Genomic DNA, 24528 nt, shown 5'->3' with positions numbered 1-24528 from the left:
TTTTCGGTCCAAGTCCTTGTATCTCCCTTTATTCGTTCTAAGTCCAAGAAAATCCTCAAATGTTTCACAATAATATATAGTTTTCTCCACCAATTATTCAGAAATGCAAAATCTATAATTAATCCGAACAAAATTTAAAAGGTCAAAAAATTATGTCTTGCTATCAAAAACAATCACCGCTAGTTTTAGCTTTCGGTCGTCTGCGGAAGCGAGAAGCCAACACATCTTTAAACTGTTGTCATACTTGTTATCTCCAAAAAACACCAATTTGAGTCAGCTAGCCAACAATGAATTGACCTCCACTTTTTGCTATAAACTATTAAGGACGGTCTATTCCTTTAAATATTTCAAGAATATCCAAACTATGTTCTGTAGCATTATAAGGCATGTTTCCAATTCCTTTAGCACTTATTTTATCTACTTTAACAGCGTCCCAAGTAAGATCGGAATGACCTTCCGCCATATCTAATAACGTGTCTTTAATATAATTGTCCCGATCAATTTGTTCTTGACTGGCATTAGGGCTAATCTGTCCAACAATGCCGTACATCTCTGTTCCATGGACAGCGACTTCCGCTCCTTTGACAGGTGCAACAACTAACACATGTGATGTTCCACCTGCATTAGCATGAGCCACTGCTCCACGAATTTGAGGTAATGTAAAGGATAAATGCGTTAATAATAATCCCCTTACCTCTACAGGCTTCAAAGTATCATCAGCAAAGGAATTGATTACTTGCTGGGCTCTAGATAAAGGAATACGCATACTGTGGGCAAATTGCTCTGTAAGCCTGTCAAGGGTCACTGGATCAAAATCTTTTGTCCGATTTAAGACCCAATAAAAAGTTTCTTCTGTGGTACTACTAAATAGAATATCTACATCTTTGTGTTTCCCAGATTCAAGAACATGCATCGGGTGATCAGCTATAACCCCATTTATTAGTTGACTATCGTCAGTAACAGCTATCACATCATTGTCAATGCCATGTGGAGTACCCGGATCAGGTGATTGAGTTGCATTCATTGCTTCAGCTAATTCATAAGCATCGACCTGTAATAAGTGCTCTGGATTATTAACACAGTCAAAATGTTTTAACACTTTTAGAGCACGCTCTTGCGCCACCCATTGAGGCACTAATCGAGAAGGCATACCAGAAAAAGCTGCTAAATGATGATAAAGATTGTCAGCACTAGGCGCTGATAATAGTTCTAATGATGAAAAAGCACCTGCACTATGTCCCGTAACTGTGACATTATTAGCATCACCGCCAAAATAAGCAATATTTTTTTGAATCCATTTAAGAGCCGTTATTATATCTTTAAGACCAAGGTTAGTTGCATCTTTTAATTTACCACCATACTGTGCTAGTGATAACCAACCAAACGGTCCAAGGCGATAATTAATAGAAACGCCTATCACACGACCAGTACTAGCTAGTCCTGATACGTCAGAAACTGCTTGTGTATTTGATCCTAACACCCAGCCACCACCAAAAATATAAACAACAACTGGTAATGGTTCCTCCCCCATGTCTTCAGGGGCCCAAATATTAAGGTTTAGACAATCTTCGCTAAGTCCGCTAACGGCTCCCAGCCAACTTGTATCGCCAGCCTGCAAAGGTGCTGGTCCATACTTAACATACTGCTTTGTTTCATCAAAAGGAACCAACTCTGGTTCAGCAAATCTTTCAGCTTTGGCATAGGGAACGCCTAACCAACTGTGTACTTTATGTGTCGTCATTTCTATCTACTCCAATTTAAATTATTTATGTTATCTGACTGATTATTCCGATTTGTATTAATAATTATTCTTGTAAAACTTTTTCGCAACATCAAGGTCAATGCGAAGCAAACTCTATTTTGTCGGCATTCTTTTGTAAATCACTAATTGTGTATATTTTGTGCCTTCAAAATAGTTAAGAGAACTGTTTCAGTATATCGTGAATAAAGGTTAACTTCACCTTTTTAAACAATACTTTTAGCTTTACCAAAATCCATATCCATTGGTCGAATAAATGACCAAGTTGAGTGGATTACTTTCCAGCCATCTTCTTCTTTTTGATAAACTTCAATACAATTGTATTGCATATCAATCAACGTCGTTTTTGCATATAGTTGATATGTTAAAACAGCCATATCATCGACTGCTTGCACTCGTGGATATTCAAAATCGTAACTGTCAGCAAATAGTTTTCCTTCAACATTAGCTAAAACTGATTCTTTTATGTCTTCATAACTATCAACACGTCTTTTAACAGCACCGTCAAAATACGAAAACTGTTTTTGTGACCAAATATTTAGGTAACCCGAAGTGTCCCCTTTGAACCACTTATCCAACGCACCCTTTTCTAGTGCAATAATCTCTTCATTTAATTTGTTATTTGTATTAATCATTTTTTCTCCTTATTTATAAATTGGTCAGATTTCATGCCATAGCGATGTGCCTCTTGAATATCTCCCAGTTTGAATACCTTTTCAAGGTCTCTACTGAACCCCCCATCATGATAAAAACCTGCTGATCTTTTTTTAATTGACTTTTTTTGAAGTGGCATAAGCTTCATCAACAGCCTCAATAATTAGTACTTGCGGTATATTATCAACATAGACTATCTCGTTACGTCACAGTCAACCAAAAAGCATTAATTGAATCCGCTTAAGTATATTGACTATCCTTAAGCGTAACAGGTTACAATTTTTAAGAATAATTCCCGCGTTAACATTATTCTTCATTTTGATACCATTTATTGGTGTTGGCAACATTTACACGACCGAATTATGTTTGAATTCTCTTTGAAAATAAAAAAAGAAAGACCAATTCGAAAATGAATTGGTCTTTCCAAAATTTACCCACCAACACTCGTTGACATAGGGGTCTTAAGACTTCTTCTACTCATTCTATAATCTTAGAATTTTACTTTTTAGCCTTTTTTGATTTTTTTCTACCTATCATAAAGATAACTGATGTTGCGAGTAATGCAGCACCTAATAACGTTACCAAAAGACTTGTTGCCTCATTTGTTTGAGGAAGATTTCCTGTATCACTCTTTGTATTATTTGCTTTGCTTACTGTATTTGAGTGAGTGTTTCCTTCAGGAACATCCGTCAACGTTTCTGTTGTTGTATTTCCTTTTGAATTATCTGTTGGTGGTGTTACCGGCGGTGTCACTACTGTTTTATCTTCATCTTTAACATAAACATACGTGACTGTTTGTGCCGTATCCGTGAAGATACCTTTAGCATTACTTGGCGCCTCTTTCAACATCCAACCTGAAAGTTGTTTCTCTTTAGATGTATATGCGTCACCAATCTTACCAGAGAATGTTACTGAAGCTGATAATTCATTACCATCTTTATCAACATATTTTACAGTGACATCTTTAGCAGCTGATCTCGTATAAACATACGTAACTGTTTGAGTCTTATCTGTAAATGTTCCTTCTGCATTTTTAGGAGTCGTTTTAACATTCCAACCTGCAATACGTTTAGCAGTTGTCTTGTATGAATCTCCTAATTTACCAGAAAGATTATCTGGTGTTGCTAGCTCGTTGCCTTTTTCATCTACATACTTAACTGTTACAGCTTCAGCATCTGTTTTTTCATACACATACGTAACTGTTTGGGCTTTATCCGTAAATGTTCCGTTGGCGTTACTTGGCGTTTCTTTTAACGTCCAACCTACTAATTCCTTAGCGGTTGTCTTGTAGTCAGCGTCAATTTTACCAGATAAAACATCTGATGTTGCTAACTCGTTACCTTTTCCATCTACATATTTGACCGTCACATCAGCTGCATCTGCTTTTTCATACACATACGTAACCGTTTGTGCAGCATCTGTGAATATTCCTTGTGCATTCTTTGGTACTTCTTTTAACGTCCAACCTGATAATACTTTGGCATCAGTTGTATAAGCATCCCCAACTTTTCCTGAAAGCGTATCAGCTTTAGTTAAATCATTCCCACTTCCATCAACATATCTAACTGTAACAGGGACAGCATCTGCTTTTTCATACACATACTTAACTGTCTGAGCTTTATCCGTAAATACTCCCGTTGCGTTTTCAGGTATTTCTTTTAATGTCCATCCTGAAATATTTTTAGCGGTTGTACTATATGGATTTGATACTTTTCCTGAAAGCACATCTGATTTAGCTAATTCATTTCCGTCTACATCAACGTATTTAACCGTGATATCAGCTGCATCCGCTTTTTCATACACATATGTGACTGTTTGTGCGGTCTCTGTAAATGTCCCACTTGCATTCGTTGGTGTTTCTTTCAACGTCCATCCTGAAATATTTTTAGCAGTTGTACTGTATGGATTTGATACTTTTCCTGAAAGTACATCTGATGTTGCTAATTCTTTTCCATCTGCATCGACATACTTAACTGTAACGTCAGCCGCATCCGCTCTTTCGTAGACATATGTGACTGTTTGTTTATCAGCAGTAAACTTACCACTTGCGTTACTTGGTGTTTCTTTCAATGTCCATCCTGAAATAACAGCAGCATCTGATGTATAAACATCACCAAAATCACCAGTAAGTTCTTTTGAATCAGCTACCGATTTACCATTTTCATCGACATATTTAACAGTCACTGGTGCAGAAGTTTTCTTATAAACATAGTTAACTGTTACTGCATCAGCCCCAAACTTACCAGAAACGTTACCTTCTACTTTTACAAAGTCGTAACCTGAAATCTCTTTTTGAGTTGTCGTATATGGATCATCGAAGTACCCACTTTGGACAACATCATCAGCAAGTTTATTACCATCTACATCTACATAATTTGCAGTAACATCAGCGCTAGCACGAATTAATTGTGTGCCTATTGCACCAGTTTCAACAACTTGCAACTTGTTAATTGCGATACCAAAACTGTTGTAAGCACCACGTGTTTCTTGAACAGCGCGTGACACTTTCGTTGTTTCAGCTGGTTTATTACTAATTAATGTTGAATCTGAAATTTCAGATTCTTTAGGCGCAACTAGATCAAATGATAATGTAACTCCCTTACCTTGGGCCCATTCAACTCCGTCATTAAGCGTAATTTTGTATGAATGAATGGTTGACCAATCAGCTACTTTATCAGCTGTTACCCAAGTTGCATCTTCAGCCCCAGTTGGGTCAACAATTTTAGCCGTTCCTGCTGGATAATTTGTATTCTTATCTAATATACCGGCACGTTTAGGATTTTTAGATGTACTATATAAAACAGTCATCTTATTTTCCCATGCACTTGGTAAAGTAATGGCCCCATCTAATTTCATTTCATAAGCCGAATTACGTGCTGCACCATCGGTAATATTTGAATCTCCGACAGATGGTAAAACATCTAAGAACTGCATTGATGTAATTTTATCATCTGTATTATTTGTTAATGTTGCTTGATAAGTGGCTTTTTTGCCGACTGTAACATTACCTAAATCGCCAAACTTATCATCTTTATCACCTTTAATACTTGCATCAACATCAATATTTGATTCTTGATTTAACACATATGAATTACCTGTTTTAATAATTGGTGTGTCTGTTTTACCATCTTTATCAATATCATCTGTATCAACAGATTTTACTGTATCCGTTAAAAGTGGTTCATCACCTGTCGGTTTCACAGCTGTATAATCAGTATCACCAATTGTTCCTGTCATGTTAAATGTCATATTAGGTGTCGCATCTTTTGAAATATTAATTTTAAATTGACCATTAAGGAATTTACCGGCTACTAATTTGTCGCCATTCATTGTTACTTTAACGAGTTGTCTTCCAGTACCTTTGTAATCCTTATCATATAATTCAGCGCTATAGTTCGTTGAAGCAACGCTTTCTTTGAACGTTACACCTGTTGGTAATAGCACATAACTCAGATAAGGTCCTGATAAAGGTGAAATTGATGCCTTATTATTTTCTATTGAAGTTAAGACAGTATTTTCACCTTCATTAACTGTACTTCCGACTGTATTTAGTAAACTAACTGAAGCTTTAACAACTTTTGTTTCACCGGTTGTTTTTGCTGCGACTTCAACGTGACGAGGCGCAATTCGATCTGTATAAACCTGACCATTTTCACCCTTAAATGCCTCTGCCCATGGGTTAGATGTGTAATCAACATATCGAGCTGCTTCAAAACCTGTTTCATCAGGTGCCTGAACGCCATAGAAAGTCATATCCATTTTATTAGTTATTTGACCAGTGAATCCTTTATCAATCGTTGCGTTAACTTTCATCCCGCTATTATACAATCCAGCTGGAGCCATTTTAACGGTTTTTTTACTTTCTGGATCATAGGTTGCAGATGCAGCTATGTCTCTATTTGCTGGAACTTTTGTTATCTTCTCATCATGGAACCACAGCCAAATATTAGCCACTTTTTTCCCATCCGGAATACCTAACTGAGCACGTGTGTAATTGGCGTTAGTCTTCATATCCATATTGAGTAATGTCCAGTTATCATCAACTTTTCCATCTGTTTCGTATTTTACCAACATAGCAAATGGTACTTTAGCTTTTGTTGGTGAAAAAGTTGGTAAATTATTGTTTGGCATGTAATAAAAATTACCCGTTGTAAAACTATCAAGATTTAAATGCGTATCCACATCATAATAAATATTATAATAAGAAAATCCAATATAAGGTGATGTCGCATTTTGTGAGGATAATGTTAATCCATAACTTAGATAAGCATCATCGTTAACTGTCACATCCGGGTCAATTAATGTAGCTGATGCCACGCCACCGTTTCCATCTTTTGGTCCTAAATGATTAGTTGGAAATGCTGATCCACCAGGAATTGGAATTGGAACTTCCTTAGGATCATTGGGCATAACCATAACCGTTGATTTAATTGGTGCTGTACTATTTACACTACCATCAAGGAAAGTTGCTGTTGAACTCACTGTATTCGTTATCTGTGAATAATAGGCAGCCTTGTCAGTTACTTTTGCTTGGATAGTCACATTTTTTTCAAAGAAATCAGTCACAGCTGCTTTTTGTTCAGCGTAACTTGGTGCTGTATATTCCCAGGTTAATGTTCTACCATCTGTACTGACACTCGGTTCTTGTGCGCCATCTTTTACACCATAGTAGTCTATTCCAGCGCCTAATTTATAGGTCACGTTAACTTTAGAACCTTCTTTAACATACAGTGCGCCTAATTCCTTTTTCGGCGCACTAACCCCTACACCATAGTTTACAATATCGCCACGATTAGGATTATTATATGTTTGTCCTTCAATACTAGTAACTTTATTTGTCATAGCATAATTATTATTTGCTGTTATATTAATTGAAGTTTTAGAATCATAGCTTTTATTTTCGCCATTCTGATCCGTTCCAGTAAATGTTGCTGCTGTGTCTAATTTTGTATTAGGCATAATTGCGCCATTTGCTGTTCCTATTTTTATAATTACTTTATTTGCTGTTCTTGCATTAAGCGTATCAAAATGATAATTCAATACACCTTTATCTTTATCATAAATTGGTGTGACGCCCGCAATTTTAAGTTCTGATAAATCTTGCGTAAATGTCATATTTTCATTTAAATTACTTGGTAACGTAACCTTTATATCGGCATTGGTAAATGAGGTGTTCTTACCTGAAATTTTAAAATATAAATTAAAATTAGCCAATTGGCCAGCTTCAATCGTATCTTTCTGTGCTTCAACTGTAAGATCCGTATTTGTATCTCCAGTACGAGTCATACCTGTCTCTGCTTTTGTCGCTTTTTTAGCAGTTGACGCCGTAGCTGCTTTTGAAGATGACGTTTCTGTCGTTGGATTAAGGTCCTGCGCAAACACAGAAGATAATGGTAATTGCGTGAACAACGTTATCATTGTTGTTGCGATAGTTAGCCCCTTTTTCATTTGTCATGCCCCCTTGTAAGTAATAACCTATTAAATAATATGCCGCCCCCGGCACAAATTAATTGTAACATCACAACAATCTTATGTAAACGTTTACGGCTTGCACTATTTAATCGTCTTTCCAAAAAAATAAAAGGGCATCGAAATCCTATTAAAAATGGATTTTAATGCCCTTTTATACTACCGTAATTCTAACTTACCACATTTATTAAATCAGACGTGGTCATTTAGAAATAAAACGTTCGGAACCAACTATGTTCACCCTCATATTTAAATACTGACAAATCAAAACCTGATAATGCGTAACTAGTAAACATGACTATAGCGCCAAACCAGATCAGAAATAAACTAATTTTCAACCAATTACGTCTTATATATTCAATCATTTTAAGCGACCTCCTTCAATTGTCTTCTGAATAAACGAATTAACCAGCGTGTCAGACTAATCGAATATTTAATTAAATATTTCGTTGAATACCAGGTCATTGCGATGAATAAAATACCAACACCTACAATTACAAAACTTACCCCAAATTGCATCAATCCAACGTTAAAACCTTGATTAAACATATCAAATGGCGATAGTCCTAAACTAATCACGCCACTGATAATAAATGAGGTAGCGATTACGCCTGCAATCATTGGTACTAACCATATTAAAAAATAAACTGTGGCAATTAGAATAGCAGCCGTCAGCAATAGCGGTCCCCATACAGGTGCTCCTAGGATAAGTAAAATGACAATCAAAACGATTATTGGTGTCGATAACTTTTTTTGTATTTTTGGTCGGTCATTTTGAATCAAACGTATCGCAATTTGACTTGGATTTTCTAAACTTAGAATAATATCTGTCACAGATTCGCCCGCTTCTAAACGGTCATCAATCATCTCGTCATAATAATCAAGTGTATTATCAATGTCTGCCGCTTGATAATGTTTAAGTTCTTCTTCTAGCTCTACAATAAATTTTCTCTTACTCATCGTTACACTCCCTTTATGTAATCGTAAACGTTTATTACCTGTTGCCAATCATCTAAAAATTCTTGAATATCTACTAATCCCGCCTCAGTTATGTGATAATATTTTCGCAATCGACCATTGTGTTCAACACTGTAACTCTCAATAGCGCCTTGTTTTTCTAGTCGTTTCAAAATGGGATAAAGAGTTGAATCTGAAAGTTCAATCACGCTTGAGGTGTCTTTAATAATTTGGTAACCATAAGAATCTGATGTCCTCAGCGTCGCTAACACGCAAAATTCTAATAACCCTTTTTTCATCTGTATATTCATCAACTCACTCCTTTCAAAATCAATACTATACGTTACATAGTATAATGTCAAACGATATATTATTTTATCCAAAAAAATCGACAATGTCAGTAAGACAACATTGTCGATTAAGTGGATTATTAATAATAGCTTTACTCTGTAGAACTGCCAAAAAGTTCATTGTAAGGCTATTTATTTTTTGCTTTAAAGTATTGTACAATTGGTCTCAATAAGAATATGCCTAACAGATAAATCCTAACATCATAAAAAATCGAACTGACTAAACTATCTTTAATAAAGAATGACAAGATTATTAAACATAAAGATAGGCTACCAAGAACAGAAAGGGTTTCATTCATATAATCTTTATATTTTTTCATTTTCATATCCTAACTAAAGCTATTATTTTTTTCAAATTGATAATAACACCTCGTTTTATCTTTGTCTATTTTAAACGATCTTATCAATTTAACCAGTAAGAAGACAGATAAGATTACATCAAATTAATTTTGTAGTATATTAAAATAAATATTAATTCATATCATTATGAAGGGTGGTCCTATCAATGAAAAAAATATTTAAAACTGATAACAATCAAGTGAAGTGGCTAATGAGAATCGGTATCGCACTCTGTATATTGGGCCCATGGATTGCCTTTTTAAATGGAATTGTCGGCTTATCTTTAGCTGGTTTAGGACTTTCTGCTGTTACAGATTCTATTCTCAACTTACCCTTCTTTCAGAAAAATTTTTTTTACTGCTTATTATCAATCCTTTTAATGCTATTGGTTGCTATCATCATTCTCATTTATATCCTTCTAATCATACTGCTACTAAATATACAATTTTAATCATAAACACTGTAAAAATGATTCTTCAATTAAAAAACTAGCTGATAAACCCAAATTAGGTTTATCAGCTAGTTTTCAGTTTTTAATGTCATAACTTTGATTCTGTTTCGTTCGTTTAATCATATAGTGTACATACATTGCAGAGTTCGCAATGGTCACTAATACCGTTATACTCACAATTTCTGGAAAATTGTTAAATATTAAGCTTAATATTACACCCACTATAGTTGTCGTTGTAAAGAATCCAATGACCACATTACCCAATCGTAAGTATTTTTTATTATACGGACTGGTTAAGAATAACCCTAAATAAAATAACGATATACCTAAATATAGACATAGTACTGAAAAGTTTTTAGGTATTTCGATTTCACTAATAAAACCTAACGAAATAGTGACTAAACTTAAGCCAAACAAGACAAAGTAATGAATATAAATTAATCGAATACCTGTTTCACCCGAACGATTTTCATCAATATAATGATCCATTTGAGTAATATAGGTCATAAAAAGTGCACCGATAATCATGAATATTAAAATTGAATAAAAATTAAATGTTTTAACGGTGAAATACGAGGCAATACCGAGAATACTTTCTCCAAATGTAATAATTGTTAATAGTGTTAGACGCTCTAATATATGTGGAAAATTAAGTGGGTGGAGTTTCAAAACTGAACCACCAAGAGCTGGTAATATCCAACTCACTGCAATACCCAGCAAGAATACCGCAATGCCTATGTTTAGTGGCAAAAAGGAGCCAATAAATACGAGTAATGTTCTTGTTGCAACAATCAACATCATTAGTTTAGCAATTTTTTTATCATCCTTTTTAGCAGCTGTCAGGTATACCGTGCCATATTGAACAACTAATACTGTGGATAATAGCCCTGTTGCAATTGCAAATGGTTGGAACCAATTATGGATATCCCCCTCAAAAGCATTGGACATATAAAGTAAAATTGCCATATCAATCATAAAAAGAATAATATCAGTCATCGAGTTTTTTCTATATCGATTAATAAAAACACTCTTAATCATCCATGTGTTAATAAAAACGACCATTACCACTGAAAAGATAATAAATGCACTAATCATACTTGATGTGCTTACTTGAAAATGATGAAGTAAATCCGTAGCTTGTGAAATTGCGTATGCAAAGACTAAATCATAAAATAATTCAGGTAATTCAACTTTCTTTTTTCTGACTTGTTCTACCATTTTAATTCCCTCGTTTTTTTAAAATTAATGAGTTAGATTACTCTACAAATCGTTTAAATACTACTAAAGACATTTTATTATAGCACCTTTTTCCAATTTATCTGAACTATATGAATAGCTAAATAAAAGAACCATCTGGATAAGCACTTTTAGAGAAGCAACTATCTAGATGGCCCTTTATTAATTTTGTAGATACAATTAATAAACGATTATATTTTAAAAGAATCTCTTAATTAATAAGAATCTTTGCCGTTCCTATAAATATCATTACCATCATAGATCTTATCGTTCACTTTAAAATGATTATCCACTTTAATGACAATGTCATTCCCAATCCAATAATTTTTTGGCGTCAATTTTAAAAATCCAAGTTTATTCTTTGCTCCCGATTTGAAACTTTCCATCTCACTTTTATTTATCTCACTCCGTACATACTTAGTCACGCCATCTTGAAATTTAATCACTAAAAATAAATTTGGTAACATGCCGACTTCGTTTATGCTAGGTATCCCATTGTTAGCCATTAGTATGCCTCCTCTTTACTAATCGTTTTTCTCGTATCCACTTTCGTTGTAAGACGCTTAAGTAATACATTCAACCTATATAAAAAAACAAAGTACTGATTACTCAGTACTTTGTCTACGTCTGAAGTATTCTCATCTCAAAAATACTTTCTATTTATTCTATCCATTTATTTGGTGCCATGCTTTTATTTGGGCTAAACGCTCTTTAAAACGTCGTTCCTTACCTTCGCTGGTTGGTTTATAATATCGATGTCCTGCTACGGAAGGTGGCATGGTACTCATAGTCGTTAACTTATCTTTGGCATAATGAGCTAATTCGTACCCTTTACCGTACCCTAGATCTTTCATTAATTTGGTAGGCGCATTACGTATTTGTAATGGTACGGGATCATTGGCCGTGGTTTTAACATCTTTAGCTGCAGCTAATCTTGCCTTATAAACGGCATTTGATTTAGGTGCCAGAGACAAGTAGGTTACTGCTTCCACTAAGTGAACATCACATTCAGGCATACCAATGAATTGGCATGCCTGAAAAACATTAATTGTCACATTGAGTGCATTCGTATCTGCTAACCCGATATCTTCACTTGCAAATCGAACAAGTCGCCGTGCTATATATATCGGGTCTTCTCCGCCTTCTAGCATTCGGGACAGCCAATAAATAGCAGCATCGACATCACTATTACGCATCGATTTGTGCAAAGCTGAAATTATATTATAGTGTTCTTCCCCATTTTTATCATAACGGACAAATCTTTTATTAATCAATTGGCTTAAATTATCCATCGTCACCGTAACGATATTATCAGCTTTTTCACCATTCAGAACTGCCATTTCCAAGGTATTTAATGCCATTCTGGCATCACCATCTGCAAAATTAGCAATCGCTTGAATTTCATCAGAACTAATGTGGATTGTTTGTTCTTCAAATCCGTCCGGGTTGCTGAGCGCGTTTTCGATTAATACAACAATATCTGCCTGTTTAAGCGCATGCAGTACAAATACTTTACACCGGGATAATAACGCTGAATTCACTTCAAAAGACGGATTTTCAGTTGTAGCACCGATTAAAGTAATACTACCTCTTTCAACATAAGGCAAAAATGCATCTTGTTGTGCTTTATTAAAGCGATGTATTTCATCGACGAAAACAATGGTTTTTTGACCAATTTCACAATCTAACTCCGCTTGTTTCATAATTTTTTTTATCTTACTAATACTACTATCAACTGCACTAAAGCTTAAAAAATTAGATTCAGTTTTACTTGCTATAATTTCGGCTAAAGTTGTTTTACCAACACCAGGTGGACCCCAAAAAATCATTGAAGGAACTTGATCACTTTCAATAATTTCTCGTAATATTTTGTTAGGGCCAAGTAGATTCTGTTGACCAACAAATTCTTCTAATTTTCGTGGTCGAACTCGACTGGCTAATGGTGAATTTTGAGGTTGATTAGAGAAAAGAGATTCCTGTTTCATTGATCAAACCACCTTTCTTTTAAGTCTGAATTTTTTCATGTTATACTTAATCATACACTGTACCGTTACGTTACAGACAATAAAGGAGCCTTATATGTTAAAAATAAGTGAGATGGCCAAATTAGCTAACACAACTCGCCGTACATTAATCTTTTATGACCAAGAAAATATTTTTAAACCTGCCCAAAAAAACGAATCTGGTTATCGTTATTATGATTATGACCAATTATACGATTTGCTATTTATACTTGGTTTACGTAGTTTAGATATTTCAGTAGCTGATATCAAGGAAATTAAAATCCATTCAAAAGGCGTACCAACACCTCAATTACTGAATGCTCAAGGTAAAATTGATAAAAAGATTGACGAATTAGTTAAAATTAAAAATGTTATCAACAAAAAAATTGAAGAACAATCTGTTACTAAGGACACTACCCTATATCAGCCCAAGATAGAAAACCGAATGAAAACAATTTTTTGGTGTTCTCGTCAATCCGTAGGTTGTACTGAGGAAGAAGTCGCTCAATTATTTTCAGAATTCTATAAACAATTAGACGCATTAGCTGTTATGGATACAACACAATCTGGATTTTTTACAACATTGGCTGTTGATAATCCAATCGGTTACGCTGAAGCGTCTTTTAGAGTTATCAAAGAAAAACTTACAGATGATCATGACGTTTTTATCCCAATCATGGAAAAACATGCAGGTAATTACGCATGTATTTTAGTGGAAAACAATGAAGCTGGTATCCATCAAGGATTAACTAAACTAAAATCATTCTGTCAAAAAAATAAGTTAAAAACCGCAGACTATTTATGGCAGCTTAATTCTGGCGACACCCTTATTAAAACTGGTTCCTCAAAATACGGCTGGCTTGAGTTTGCCATTTTGAATGAAAAGATTGAATAGACAAGAAAAAAAATTAGGCAACCTTCCTCCGGTTTAATACCGAAGACAAGTTACCTAAAGATGTGAAGTGAACCCAAATATTGGAAACTTAGAAACTACTTTTTTAGATTAGTTAAATAATTCAATCTGACACTCTAGTCGTTAGTAACAATAACCTGTCCGATTGGACGGTCTTTTTCCATCAAATAGCGATGAGCGTCTTGAATATCATCTAGTTTAAAAACTTTAGAAATCGGAAAGTGAAACTGTTTTTCATTAATAATATTAAACAACTCATTAACCATAGAACTATCAACATTAGATGAATCAAAAACTGTCGCGTACTTATTCGCCAAGTTGATGAACGGGTCAAAGTCTTTCCATAACCATTCCCCACTCAATTGACCAACTAACGTGTAAAACCCTCCTGTTTTAAGATGTGCTAAGGAATCCTCTACAGTTGTAGTACCTACCACGTCAATTATCACATCAAATTTGTTACTTGTTTCAATATGATTATCTTGATCTAATATGACTTCATTAGCTCCTAAAGTATATAGCAACTCTTTACGGTTGTTTTGCCTTGTTGTACTAGATACAGAAAGTCCAAATCCCTTTCCTAACAATAACGCAGCCATTCCAACTCCAGTAGTTCCACCACGAATTAATAAAGATTGACCTTCCTTAAATCGTGTTGCTTTTAAAGCCCCAAAAGCAGTATAGAAAGTTTCAGGATAACTGGCTAACTCTATCCAAGTTCCATTGAATGTTACAGGATAAATGATATTATCAGGAACTAAAGCATATTCTTGATAACTACCATCAAATTCACGCCCAAGGCCACCCATAAAAATTACGACCTTTTGTCCTTTTTCTAAGTTACTTTCCTGTGAAGGCTCATAGACCTCACCAACAGCTTCAACACCTATTACTCTCGGAAATTTAACTGAAGGTGATCCACCTTCTCTAGTTAGCACCTCATAACGGTGTACTGGAAAAGCATGAATCTTTATAACTGTTTTATTTTGAGTTGGATTTGGAATTGAGCGTTCGACAATTTCCAGTACTTCTGGGCCACCTGATTTTTTTACAACAACTGATTTCATAATAATTAACCCCCATTAAGTATTTTTTATACATTTACAATATACATAAATATATACTATCTTGTTACGTCACAGTCAAGTTAGAGTGCTCAGCAAATAGAATTATATCGATTAAATGCATTTTATTTAAATTGTTTAAAATAAAAACACCGCATAATACTTAGATTTTCGCCTAAATATTATGTAGTATTTTATTGTCTAAATAAAAGGTCTTCCACCTGCGAGCATTAATCCTAAAACACCCACACATAGGCAACAGATGCCTACCGCGTAGATGATACTTTTATTTAATTGCTTTTTATTTTTTCGTGCAAAGGTCATTTCAGTTAGTCCAATAAATATTAAGGCAACAACTAATTTAATGGCCGTTAAAATTGGATTTCCTTGCCATGCGTACCCTAGCAACATAATACCACTAGCAATTGAAATCAAATATCCCAGTCTCGTAATCATTTGATAAATTTTTGTATTAGTATTTGTAAAAATTGTGAGCGCCACTAGAACCGCTATCACAACCCAAGTAATCAAATGTATCCATAACCAAATCATAGTTAATCTCCTTTTATATCAATCTTACTGTTAGCTTATCATTATCCATCATTAAATCAAGGATTCAAAATTATTTAAACGATTGTGATTACTTTCATGCAAAAAAAATAATCCTTATACTAAAGGATTATCATTTTTAAGCTTATTCCCATTCAATTATAACGGTCGATTACAATCGTTGTTACAACGGCATTTATGCCAGTTTATTATTCATTGGCGGAGCTGCGGCGGAGCAACAGTCTGATTACCATTAAACTTCACCTTAGATTCCTTTGGTGCTGCATAGGTTATATGACCTGACATCATCTGTGCTAGTTCCTTATCTGCACCAACATACATGTGCGCATAGTGCCTTAACGTAATTTCCGGGGATGAGTGCCCCAGCCGTTTAGACAGAACAAGCACTGATACATTGAACTCATTAATCAAGTAACTAGCATGACTATGCCGAAGTCCTTTCCCTTGTATCGGGTGAACATTGGCCAACTTGGCGTACCGATGGATTATCCGCATGAGCGTTGATTTCAGCATCGGGCTTCCGTCATAGCTAAAGACAAAATCATCCTGCTTACCAAAACCATTCTGAGTTTGACGTTTTTTCCAAACACGGAGCACCTTCAAAGTATCCCGATCTATGGAGATAGTTCTCAAACCGCTATCAGTTTTAGTGTAGTCATGCCGTTCCCAATTTTGTTTGGTCTTGATTACCAGCATGTGAGTAACGCGTAATTGTGCATGCGTGAAGTCCACGTCCGCCCATTGTAGCGCCATCCCCTCATTAACACGAACACCCGTCATAAAGTAAACATACAGCATGACAAAGTTCAGGTGTTCGTAGTAGTCGCTAGTACAAATCTGGTTTAGTACAGCTTGAAACTCACTCTTAGTCCAATACGGCACCGTAGCACGTCCCTTAGGTATCGCCTTAACACGCTTTGACACATTACTAGGTAAGTAATTCATCTCAACCGCAAAATCCAGCGATTTACGAAACATACCAAAGACCAAACTTGCATAGCTCTGTGAGTAACCAGCATCTGTAAGCAGCCAGTTCCTAAAGCCCTGAACCTGCCTAACATCTAGCTTTCGTAATTCTATATCTCCAAATTTTTGTACGAAGACGTTTAATGAAGTCTTACGCGTTTCAAACGTTTCTTTTTGTACGCTAGCTTGGTATGCAGGAATATACGATTTTCGCATGTACACGCCATAGGTTAACGCATAGACGGTATGGCCGCTCTCGCGATCAAATTCTGCTTTCAGTCGTACAACTTCCCTGTGCGCAGCAGTCGCTGACTTGAACAACTGGCCATCCGCGTCTTTTTGACTCTTTTTCCGGATTCTTTTTCCGGTACTTTCATCCACCCCCAACTGTATATCATAGTAGTAGCGGCCATTTTGGCCACTGTATACACCAGCGAACTTAGTCTTTGGCATCGTCTGCATCCTTTCGAATGGATGCTCCAATAATTGCCTCAACCGCTGCAACCGGTACCCGACCTAGGCGCCGATTGGTATAAAACTCATATCCTTGTTGTACCATGCTCCGCTTTGCTTGTCTAATTAATTCAGCAGCAGTATTCTCACGATAACCAAGCGATATCAGGTCTTTCTTCGTAACCGTGTTGTTTTCCATTCAAGGGCCTCCTCCATTCCCAAAATCGACCGTATTTTTTAGTTTCCAGACGGTCTTTATATCGTTGTCCTGCGCTAACTTGCCATCGCTCGTAATATCAATCTGGTAAATTGCTACATCTGTTTCCAGCGCACTATCTGGGCTGTCCAAGTGCCCAACAACAAAATTCGGTCTAAAAATTGCGAAATAACTTTCATCTAGATCCCAGTAATCCACAGTCGGCTGCTTTAGTCCATGGCTCACAAAGTACCGTGGTTGATGATATGCGTGCGGTATTTGTAGAAGTTCTTTAGTTATATATTTGGTAATATAGTTAGCTGCCTTACGCTTGTCGGCAATATGGCTTACCGTACTAAAACCCTTTTCCCAGCTATCTGCATTGTATATCTGCAATCCCTTTTTCTTAATTAGCCGCTGACTCTTGGGGTAACGTGCAGGCGTTAAAGGTGGGGCAAGTCCGCCAGTAACGCCATGAAAATGAATTCTACCCGATGAAGGATGAAGTTCAGGAATAAATAGGTAGTCAAACCTACCGAACTTTTCGCGCTGATACTTCAACCAAGCACGCAGCCGCCTTCGTGCATACTCATAGTTCTTTGCATTCACCTTCGAGTCATCAAACGTAAGCGTCCAAAACAAATTGAACGAATTTGCCTCTAGATAGTATTTCACCTTTCTCTTAATCCTAAATGCCTGCTGCACGAGTTGGGTTTCATCACTATATGACACATTTATAGGCATATTCGACTCTGGATTTTTCAATAATTTTGGAGATTTGTGAACCCTTGGCACGCCATATTTCACAATTTCGATATGATCTTCAAATGTAATAACTTTGGCGTTGTACTCATACTCACCGCTATTCTTGCTCATTTTTTCAGCTTATCTTGCCTGTATGTCAAGTAACAGGCAAGTCCTCGCTGGCAGTCGCAGCTTGTGGCGTTCCGCCACCGCCACGCCTACCAGCAAGCATTGTAAGTGTTGCTTTAAACGGCAGTTTATCTTCATCATATTTTGGCGGTAAAAATGCTTTTGGCCCATCCCAATTCAAACCATCCAGCCAAATGACACCACCAAATTCTTTTGCATCAATTAACGGTAAATCATGGTGACTCTCTCCAAACACCTCCTGAGCTTGCTGAGGCGACGTTCTACCTAAGCTGATCCGCATCCCTAGCGAACTCCTGGCCTCTGTTGGGAGCGCAGACGCAGGCATCATTTGCCCCGCTACAATAACCGAGATAGAACTCTGCCGTCCCTTTGTAATCAAGGACAACAGTTTGGCGTTGAATTGGGGATATAGTTTGTCGGCTGTTTTCCTCTGCTGATCCTCAGCCTTCATGTTTGCAACCAGCGACAGTAGCTCATCGACAACAAGGAGAATCGTACCCTGATGAAATTTTTCGCAATGCGTAATATCCCGCTCATCATCGGGATCTGCATTTAGCTCCTTGTATCGCTGATCCATGATTTTGCACAATTCGTCAACGAGCTGAATTGCCTCTTCCGTATTCATGGCAACCTTACCAATACGCTTCATCGACTGACCCAAGAACGCTGCCTTACCATCGATCGTATACACGACATTATCGGGATTATTTACCAAGAAGGATATAATCAGGCCCTTTAGCAAACTAGTTTTCCCCGTTCCTGTTGGACCGACTATCAACCCCATCGGCTGTTTAGATGTTAGCGACATTCTGCCAGTCAATTGAATATTGATCTTTTCGCTTGTCTGCAACGCGTCCAAACGGTTGATTGTAATTCGCTCATCCTTATTGTGAGTTAGGTTAATTTCGATAATGCCGTTTCCAGACTTCTTATCACGAATTTCCCAGTAAGCTGTCGTCTCCTTGGTGAGGAATGCAACCAGGCGGCGTCCAATATCCGCTTCGAAATCCGAGCTGACACGGCCACCCGTTAGTAGCGTGATCTTAACTTCATCATTCGAGACCACATATCCCCATCTTACGTATGCGACATGGCCAGTCACGCCTTGCTTAATCAAATTAACGTTTTCCGAAAATTGCCAAAGCAAACGTTCCATCTTCCAACGTTCAACTGGCGAATATCTACTGTGGAGATATCTCCAAGCCCCAGCAAGAGACACAACTACTCCAAGTAGTCCAAGCATCAGGATAATTGGCCATAGATCTAATTCCGATTTTTGGCCAATTATTTTAGCCCACGTCCACTTAGCGCAGCTCCAGAGAATGATTAGCACTGTAACACATGCCCAGACCTTAAACAATAATCTTGACCGTACCTGCTTGCGTTGATCAACCTCATCAATGGATTCATAGATGCTCAGCTTCGCAGTATGCGTAGAGACTGGCAAAAATCTGCTAATTGTTTCCCTTGCGTTTTTTATCATTCAAGAACTCCTCTTCAAAGTCTCCTACTTGCTGGCCGGTAAAAATTCTGTACGCAGCTGCAATCAAAGACTCAATTCTTTTAACATCGAATGCGTCACGGTTCGTGAGACAATATTGAGCTTCATTCAAGTACGCCCAAACAGATAGCTTCTTTTTTTCACTCATACCTACGCCTACTTCCCATCGCTAATATTCATAACAAGCTTCACGTCACGCCAGCCACTAGTACGCCCCGCGCTCCACTTAAGCATTACCTTGGCGTCTTTCAATTCAATCTCTGTGCCCAAAAGTTCTGCCTCAGAAATTTCCAGCAGATCCTTCTCATCCCCAACAAGTTCCAGTGCATACGTCTTTAAGTCCTCTACCCCGTCGCCAGATTTCTCCAATGTTTTGGCAAGTTCAGCATCTACTATGTGGCATACTACCTTTGCGACCGATCCGTTGATTGGATCACCGTTATCTGCGTAGCGCGGACTTTTTGATACCGATACCACGCGAGCTGCTTTTGGCTTCTCAACGTTGCTAATTTCAACTTCTGAAAGTTTGACCTTGGCTAGTTTCATGCATTTCTCCTTTTCTGGATAAACATCCAACACAGTTTTAATAGACTAACTTTTATCAAAGGCCTTTGATTGACTACATCTTATCTTCAATTACGCCCAATATATATATCAGGCTTCGCCAATGTCTTGACACCCGAAAAACCGGGTATTGACGTATCGGAAAAGATGTGTATCAAAAAAGGCGAAGTTTTTAAAACTTCGCCCTAAGTGACTATTTTGATATTTGTTGGAGAAACCGATTCATTATCAGCGGTGTTACCCGATAATCAACAAATCTTTTTAATGGTTCACCAAGTTGCTTAAGTTCGAGAACCTCACCTAACCCTTCTCTCGAGACACCGCCAGAATCAATCTTATCTATTAGTGGGATTCCTGCGGCAATGCTTTCGTTATCAGCACTACTTTCGAAGTCAATTACTGTCGCTATTTTCGTTTCTTGATTCCGAACTCTTGTGAATTTGTCCCACTCATTCAGCAAGTCGCTTTTTATTCCTTCATATATTTGTTGAATCGTATTGTTCGGAATCCTAAGAGGCTGTGTCTGCTTTATATCATTAATAAGGCTACCTAGTCGGTTATTTTGGAATTGCGCTTCATTACACACTGACTCAAATACATTAGGCAGATAGTTTCTAATTTCATAATTAGACCCCCAAATGCACTCATACACATCCTTAAAATTCAAGGTATCTACAAATCGTAGATAGTACTTGGAAGAAGGCACTAGATAAGGATTCTGACGCGTATCCAATCGGGGAATAGGTGCGGTTATGGAGTCAACCATCGAATAACTTACTTCGTGTTGGTAACTTGGAGCCTCATTATACTCTTTTGCATTCTTGAACCCAGCAGTTTGATATTTGGATACGCCCTGCTCCTTCATACGCCGCTTGAGTCTTTCTGAAAACACCCTGTAGATAAACCAGACCGTATCTCCATATTCGCCGAATGCTTTTTCCCTCGCGGCTACAGTGCTCATATCTATTCGTACCATATTAGCTCCTTGGCATTATACTCCGGATTTTTTTCGATTGTCGTCTTTGCACAGCATTTGCAAATTGGAGAGTACTGTATGCCCACCTTGAGACCAAGGAGTAATATGATCGCCCTCCATCTCGTCGTACTCAAAATGCTTGCCGCATACCGGACAGATTCCATTCTGTTTTGCGTATGCTGCTCGCTTGTCCTTAGGCTTAAATGCCCGAATTGATAATACGCGCTCTGGCCCGCCAAGCACGTACTCAAATATCCCCTTCTGCTTGGTAACATCCTCGTCCTCTATCAGCTCGCTAACTCTAGCTTCGAGCGTAGCCGGATTATACGTATTCTCATGATAAGTATCGTATAGAAACCCCCATTCAATCCCCTTCATCAGCTTACGATAGTTAGGAAAAATAGAGGTTGTCCAATTAATTACGTTTTGAAAGTATAGCCACAGTTCGATTGCCGTTTCATCGTGCTGGTGCTGCGCCATGTACTCCTCAAGCTCAATATCCTGTTTCGACGAGATCCACTTGAGTGTGGTTTCCAAAAAGTCTTGTCGAATAGCAGAACCATTTAAATAGTCGCCGCCAATCTGATATGCGGGACACTGTGATTTCGAAAAGTACTTCTTGGCATCTGTCAACCATGGCCCCGTATAGATTGCATTTCTAAGTTCTTGTGCAGTAAGCTGTTCCCCAACAGTATTGATCACTTTGAACCAATCCAATTTTTCTCGATCTGTACCAGTACAAATATAAACCGTCAGAGGATAGTCCAATATTTGCTGCTGTTCTTCCTGTGTGAGCGTGTGAAAGTACTGGAAATTGATGGAGTAATCACCCTGTACAAATTGACATATTGAGATTGTTCGCTGCTGTCCATCTAAAATTTCATAGTGTCCATCTTCTGCAACAACCCAATACATAACATTCAGTGGGAACCCCTTGCGGACGGTATTAATAACTTCATCACGTTGCTTAGGTTTGTAGACGAATTCACGCTGAAAGGCCGGACGAATATTTAATTTTCCGTCATATCCATATACACCATCTTCATCGGAATCTACATATCCGTTTACGATTTGGCTTACTGGAATATCCTTTTTCTCAATTTGCATGCGTTTGGCCTCCCTTGTTGCGAATTAACACTCTCTTGTACATTGATTTAACGGTGCCATCTTTTTTAGTCAACAAAAGCCCTGAACTTTTTACATCAACAATTTCAAACTGATCTGGATTGTACCGCGTCATGTAAGTAATTGGCACACCAATGACACCAAAGTAGTCACAAGGAATATCCGCAACACGGGATACCTCAATGGCATCATAGTTATCATATTTTGGATATATCTCTGGAGAATAGTTCTTGAAGATTGTCAGCTTTTCGTGACGTTGTGTCGTATCTAAGTTGGTATACCAGCAAATGTTTCCCATTCTCCGCCATTTTTGTCCATTTTCATCAATCTTGAAATCCGTTTTCTTCGCCTCATAGCTTTCAGGTACCTTAAACCAAAAGTGTCCAGAATTGTACCCTAGCCAAATTTCGTTGGCCATAATTAAAGGCAGTACCTCTTTATAGGTAATTGCGTTGAGATTACCAATCACTAGGAATGTTTTGTGAAAAGCTCTTAACTGTGCGATGTAATCAGTAAATAGACTGAAAGGGGGATTGGTTACGACAATATCGGCTTCTTTAAGTAACTGAATTGCTTCCGGACTTCGAAAATCGCCATCTCCAGTTAGTGGTGTTTCAACGTAATCCGGTAAAAATGCAAGTTGTCCAATCTTGTCATCTTGTCTAATTATTTCCAATTTATAACTGGGTTTGTCGGATTCATAGTGCGTAGATATTAGTTTTTTTAGGCCTAACATGTAAAAGTTAATCTGAAAGTATTTCCAGAAATTACTGATGGCTGGATCATCACAATTACAAAACACAACCTTATCCTTGAAATACTCACGATAATGGCGTAGCTCGTTTTCAATCATTGAAATATTAGTATAAAACTCATCTGTTTTTCCAGCACGTGATACATGAAGGTTACTGTTTGTTTGCTTTTTCACGTTCATTACTCCAATTTATTATTTTATCTCTGTACATGTCTGTCATTGACTCTGAGATAGTAGGTAGCCAGACTAACAGACGTATTGAGTAGTAGTTCCGCCTCTGCTGCCTGAATTTTTACTCGTTCATTGCTAGCATGTGCATCGCCATCTTTATTGCGCATTTCTGCGATTAAATCGGTGATTCCATTTAAGTGACTAATCATTTTCGTAATACGTGGATTCCACTCCCGAGAAGGTCTCATTCCCAATGTTTTAACCACCAAATTACGATATTGACCAATATCGCCATTACGCTTACACTTTACGTCGTTATCGGACAATATTTGAAGAAACACCTCTTCGATAAGTGTTCTAGCCTTTGTAACTACGCTGTCAAAATCATTATCCTGCAAGTCATCTTGTCCCTGCGCCAACAACTCTGAAATGTATCCTGAATTGATCCTCTTGATCGGCACGAGGACTTTTACATTCTCATCTGCTGCGATAATTTCCCACGAATTACCACTAGATACGAGTTTTAAGTTGCTGTAGAGAAGAATGGCGTTTATCTCTCTGATTACGCGCTGCTTAATTGCGTCTGCTACAATCAGGATGTCCTTAGATTCATCACCAGTAAGGCCTTCCAGAATAAAGTTATCAATTTCCTTCAGTTGCGAAAACTGACTTCCAGAAAGATACTCATTAATCACCGGTCGCAACTGTGCTGGTGAAAATAGAAACGATAATAAAGAAGCCGTTCGATCATTTGCATGAGTTGCACTGATTATCGAACTCATTCGGCGTAATCTGTTTGAACCTTCTGGATTTGGAGAACCAAATCTGGATCCCAGAGCGTCAAGATCTGCATTTGTTCGGTAAGTTATCCACGGTCGGTCAATCAAGAAAGTTGTAATATCTGTGTTTTCCAGTAATTCAAAATTTTCTGACTCCAATGCCTTTCCCCCCACAGTATTAATAACTTATTTAATTATATATCCTAAGCCCATAAATACCAAGCACTCTACTGTGTATTCTCGCAAGTTCATTTTTCCGCCAGACTAAAAAAGGCCACCAGAACCAAGTAAGTTCTAGCAGTCTTAAATGAGTTTTCGATTGATTGTCCACCATAATTAGGCGGAGTTTCGGCGGAGCACCATATTTTTTTGGCGGAGTTGGCG

23 protein-coding genes are annotated in these 24528 nt (G+C 37.3%); 2 read left to right on the top strand and 21 right to left on the bottom strand.

What is annotated here, in order from left to right; all coding sequences use genetic code 11:
- Positions 1-319 precede the first annotated feature (319 nt).
- The 6 genes from AC1RPN_RS01540 to AC1RPN_RS01515 all read right to left on the bottom strand — a co-directional run bounded on the left by AC1RPN_RS01540 (position 320) and on the right by AC1RPN_RS01515 (position 9150).
- Positions 320-1741: a carboxylesterase family protein gene (locus AC1RPN_RS01540; RefSeq protein ID WP_481760892.1), complete on the bottom strand. Its 1422-nt coding sequence runs from the start codon at positions 1739-1741 to the stop codon at positions 320-322.
- A 224-nt stretch (positions 1742-1965) separates the two neighbouring features.
- Positions 1966-2394, bottom strand: coding sequence for a nuclear transport factor 2 family protein (locus AC1RPN_RS01535; protein WP_481760893.1), 429 nt, complete (start codon positions 2392-2394; stop codon positions 1966-1968).
- Complete coding sequence (locus tag AC1RPN_RS01530) at positions 2391-2561, bottom strand: hypothetical protein (RefSeq protein WP_481760894.1); 171 nt, start codon at positions 2559-2561, stop codon at positions 2391-2393. The genes AC1RPN_RS01535 and AC1RPN_RS01530 overlap by 4 nt, the downstream gene beginning before the upstream one ends.
- A gap of 350 nt (positions 2562-2911) precedes the next feature.
- Positions 2912-7861, bottom strand: a complete 4950-nt coding sequence (locus AC1RPN_RS01525) for a MucBP domain-containing protein (RefSeq protein ID WP_481760895.1) — start codon at positions 7859-7861, stop codon at positions 2912-2914.
- 387 nt (positions 7862-8248) lie between these two features.
- Complete coding sequence (locus AC1RPN_RS01520; protein WP_481760896.1) at positions 8249-8842, bottom strand: DUF1700 domain-containing protein; 594 nt, start codon at positions 8840-8842, stop codon at positions 8249-8251.
- Between the two features lie 2 nt (positions 8843-8844).
- A complete protein-coding gene (locus AC1RPN_RS01515; protein ID WP_409021630.1) occupies positions 8845-9150 on the bottom strand; it encodes a PadR family transcriptional regulator in 306 nt (101 codons plus the stop codon).
- Positions 9151-9694: 544 nt separating this feature from the next.
- Between AC1RPN_RS01515 and AC1RPN_RS01510 the strand changes: the two genes are divergently transcribed.
- Positions 9695-9979 carry a hypothetical protein gene (locus tag AC1RPN_RS01510; RefSeq protein ID WP_481760897.1) on the top strand — a complete coding sequence of 95 codons (285 nt, stop codon included), beginning with the start codon at positions 9695-9697 and terminating at the stop codon, positions 9977-9979.
- 75 nt (positions 9980-10054) lie between these two features.
- On the opposite strand, the gene AC1RPN_RS01505 is transcribed toward AC1RPN_RS01510, so the two are convergent.
- From AC1RPN_RS01505 to AC1RPN_RS01495, 3 genes are all read right to left on the bottom strand, one after another.
- Entirely contained in the window at positions 10055-11197 is a 1143-nt protein-coding gene (locus AC1RPN_RS01505) for a low temperature requirement protein A (protein WP_481760898.1), read from the bottom strand.
- A gap of 233 nt (positions 11198-11430) precedes the next feature.
- Entirely contained in the window at positions 11431-11721 is a 291-nt protein-coding gene (locus tag AC1RPN_RS01500) for a hypothetical protein (RefSeq protein ID WP_481760899.1), read from the bottom strand.
- 159 nt (positions 11722-11880) lie between these two features.
- Positions 11881-13200, bottom strand: a complete 1320-nt coding sequence (locus tag AC1RPN_RS01495; RefSeq protein ID WP_481760900.1) for a replication-associated recombination protein A — start codon at positions 13198-13200, stop codon at positions 11881-11883.
- A gap of 94 nt (positions 13201-13294) precedes the next feature.
- Between AC1RPN_RS01495 and AC1RPN_RS01490 the strand changes: the two genes are divergently transcribed.
- Positions 13295-14113, top strand: a complete 819-nt coding sequence (locus tag AC1RPN_RS01490; protein ID WP_481760901.1) for a MerR family transcriptional regulator — start codon at positions 13295-13297, stop codon at positions 14111-14113.
- 134 nt (positions 14114-14247) lie between these two features.
- On the opposite strand, the gene AC1RPN_RS01485 is transcribed toward AC1RPN_RS01490, so the two are convergent.
- From AC1RPN_RS01485 to AC1RPN_RS01430, 12 genes are all read right to left on the bottom strand, one after another.
- The gene (locus tag AC1RPN_RS01485; protein WP_481760902.1) at positions 14248-15198 is read right to left on the bottom strand and encodes a zinc-binding dehydrogenase; all 951 of its coding nucleotides are present in this window, start codon (positions 15196-15198) and stop codon (positions 14248-14250) included.
- 198 nt (positions 15199-15396) lie between these two features.
- Positions 15397-15747 (bottom strand): YisL family protein, encoded by a 351-nt coding sequence (locus AC1RPN_RS01480; protein ID WP_409021639.1) that lies wholly within the window; start codon positions 15745-15747, stop codon positions 15397-15399.
- Positions 15748-15957: 210 nt separating this feature from the next.
- Positions 15958-17184 (bottom strand): tyrosine-type recombinase/integrase, encoded by a 1227-nt coding sequence (locus tag AC1RPN_RS01475; RefSeq protein WP_481760903.1) that lies wholly within the window; start codon positions 17182-17184, stop codon positions 15958-15960.
- Complete coding sequence (locus tag AC1RPN_RS01470; RefSeq protein ID WP_003599276.1) at positions 17171-17383, bottom strand: DUF3173 domain-containing protein; 213 nt, start codon at positions 17381-17383, stop codon at positions 17171-17173. The genes AC1RPN_RS01475 and AC1RPN_RS01470 overlap by 14 nt, the downstream gene beginning before the upstream one ends.
- Positions 17384-18256 carry a rolling circle replication-associated protein gene (locus tag AC1RPN_RS01465; protein ID WP_481760904.1) on the bottom strand — a complete coding sequence of 291 codons (873 nt, stop codon included), beginning with the start codon at positions 18254-18256 and terminating at the stop codon, positions 17384-17386.
- Positions 18257-18281: 25 nt separating this feature from the next.
- Positions 18282-19757, bottom strand: a complete 1476-nt coding sequence (locus AC1RPN_RS01460) for an FtsK/SpoIIIE domain-containing protein (protein WP_481760905.1) — start codon at positions 19755-19757, stop codon at positions 18282-18284.
- A complete protein-coding gene (locus AC1RPN_RS01455) occupies positions 19729-19923 on the bottom strand; it encodes a hypothetical protein (RefSeq protein ID WP_481760906.1) in 195 nt (64 codons plus the stop codon). The genes AC1RPN_RS01460 and AC1RPN_RS01455 overlap by 29 nt, the downstream gene beginning before the upstream one ends.
- A gap of 8 nt (positions 19924-19931) precedes the next feature.
- Entirely contained in the window at positions 19932-20321 is a 390-nt protein-coding gene (locus tag AC1RPN_RS01450; protein ID WP_481760907.1) for a hypothetical protein, read from the bottom strand.
- Positions 20322-20532: 211 nt separating this feature from the next.
- Positions 20533-21315 (bottom strand): hypothetical protein, encoded by a 783-nt coding sequence (locus AC1RPN_RS01445; protein WP_481760908.1) that lies wholly within the window; start codon positions 21313-21315, stop codon positions 20533-20535.
- 15 nt (positions 21316-21330) lie between these two features.
- Complete coding sequence (locus AC1RPN_RS01440) at positions 21331-22422, bottom strand: GmrSD restriction endonuclease domain-containing protein (RefSeq protein WP_003588255.1); 1092 nt, start codon at positions 22420-22422, stop codon at positions 21331-21333.
- A complete protein-coding gene (locus AC1RPN_RS01435; protein ID WP_481760909.1) occupies positions 22412-23374 on the bottom strand; it encodes an adenine-specific methyltransferase EcoRI family protein in 963 nt (320 codons plus the stop codon). The genes AC1RPN_RS01440 and AC1RPN_RS01435 overlap by 11 nt, the downstream gene beginning before the upstream one ends.
- 17 nt (positions 23375-23391) lie before the next feature.
- Positions 23392-24303, bottom strand: a complete 912-nt coding sequence (locus AC1RPN_RS01430; RefSeq protein ID WP_481760910.1) for an abortive infection family protein — start codon at positions 24301-24303, stop codon at positions 23392-23394.
- Between the last annotated feature and the right edge of the window lie 225 nt (positions 24304-24528).

The sequence above is a fragment of the Dellaglioa sp. CoH-57-MRSF-20 genome (genome assembly GCF_056781955.1).
The sequence above is the reverse complement of the archived record's forward strand: the minus strand, read 5'-3'. Positions and strand labels throughout refer to the sequence as shown.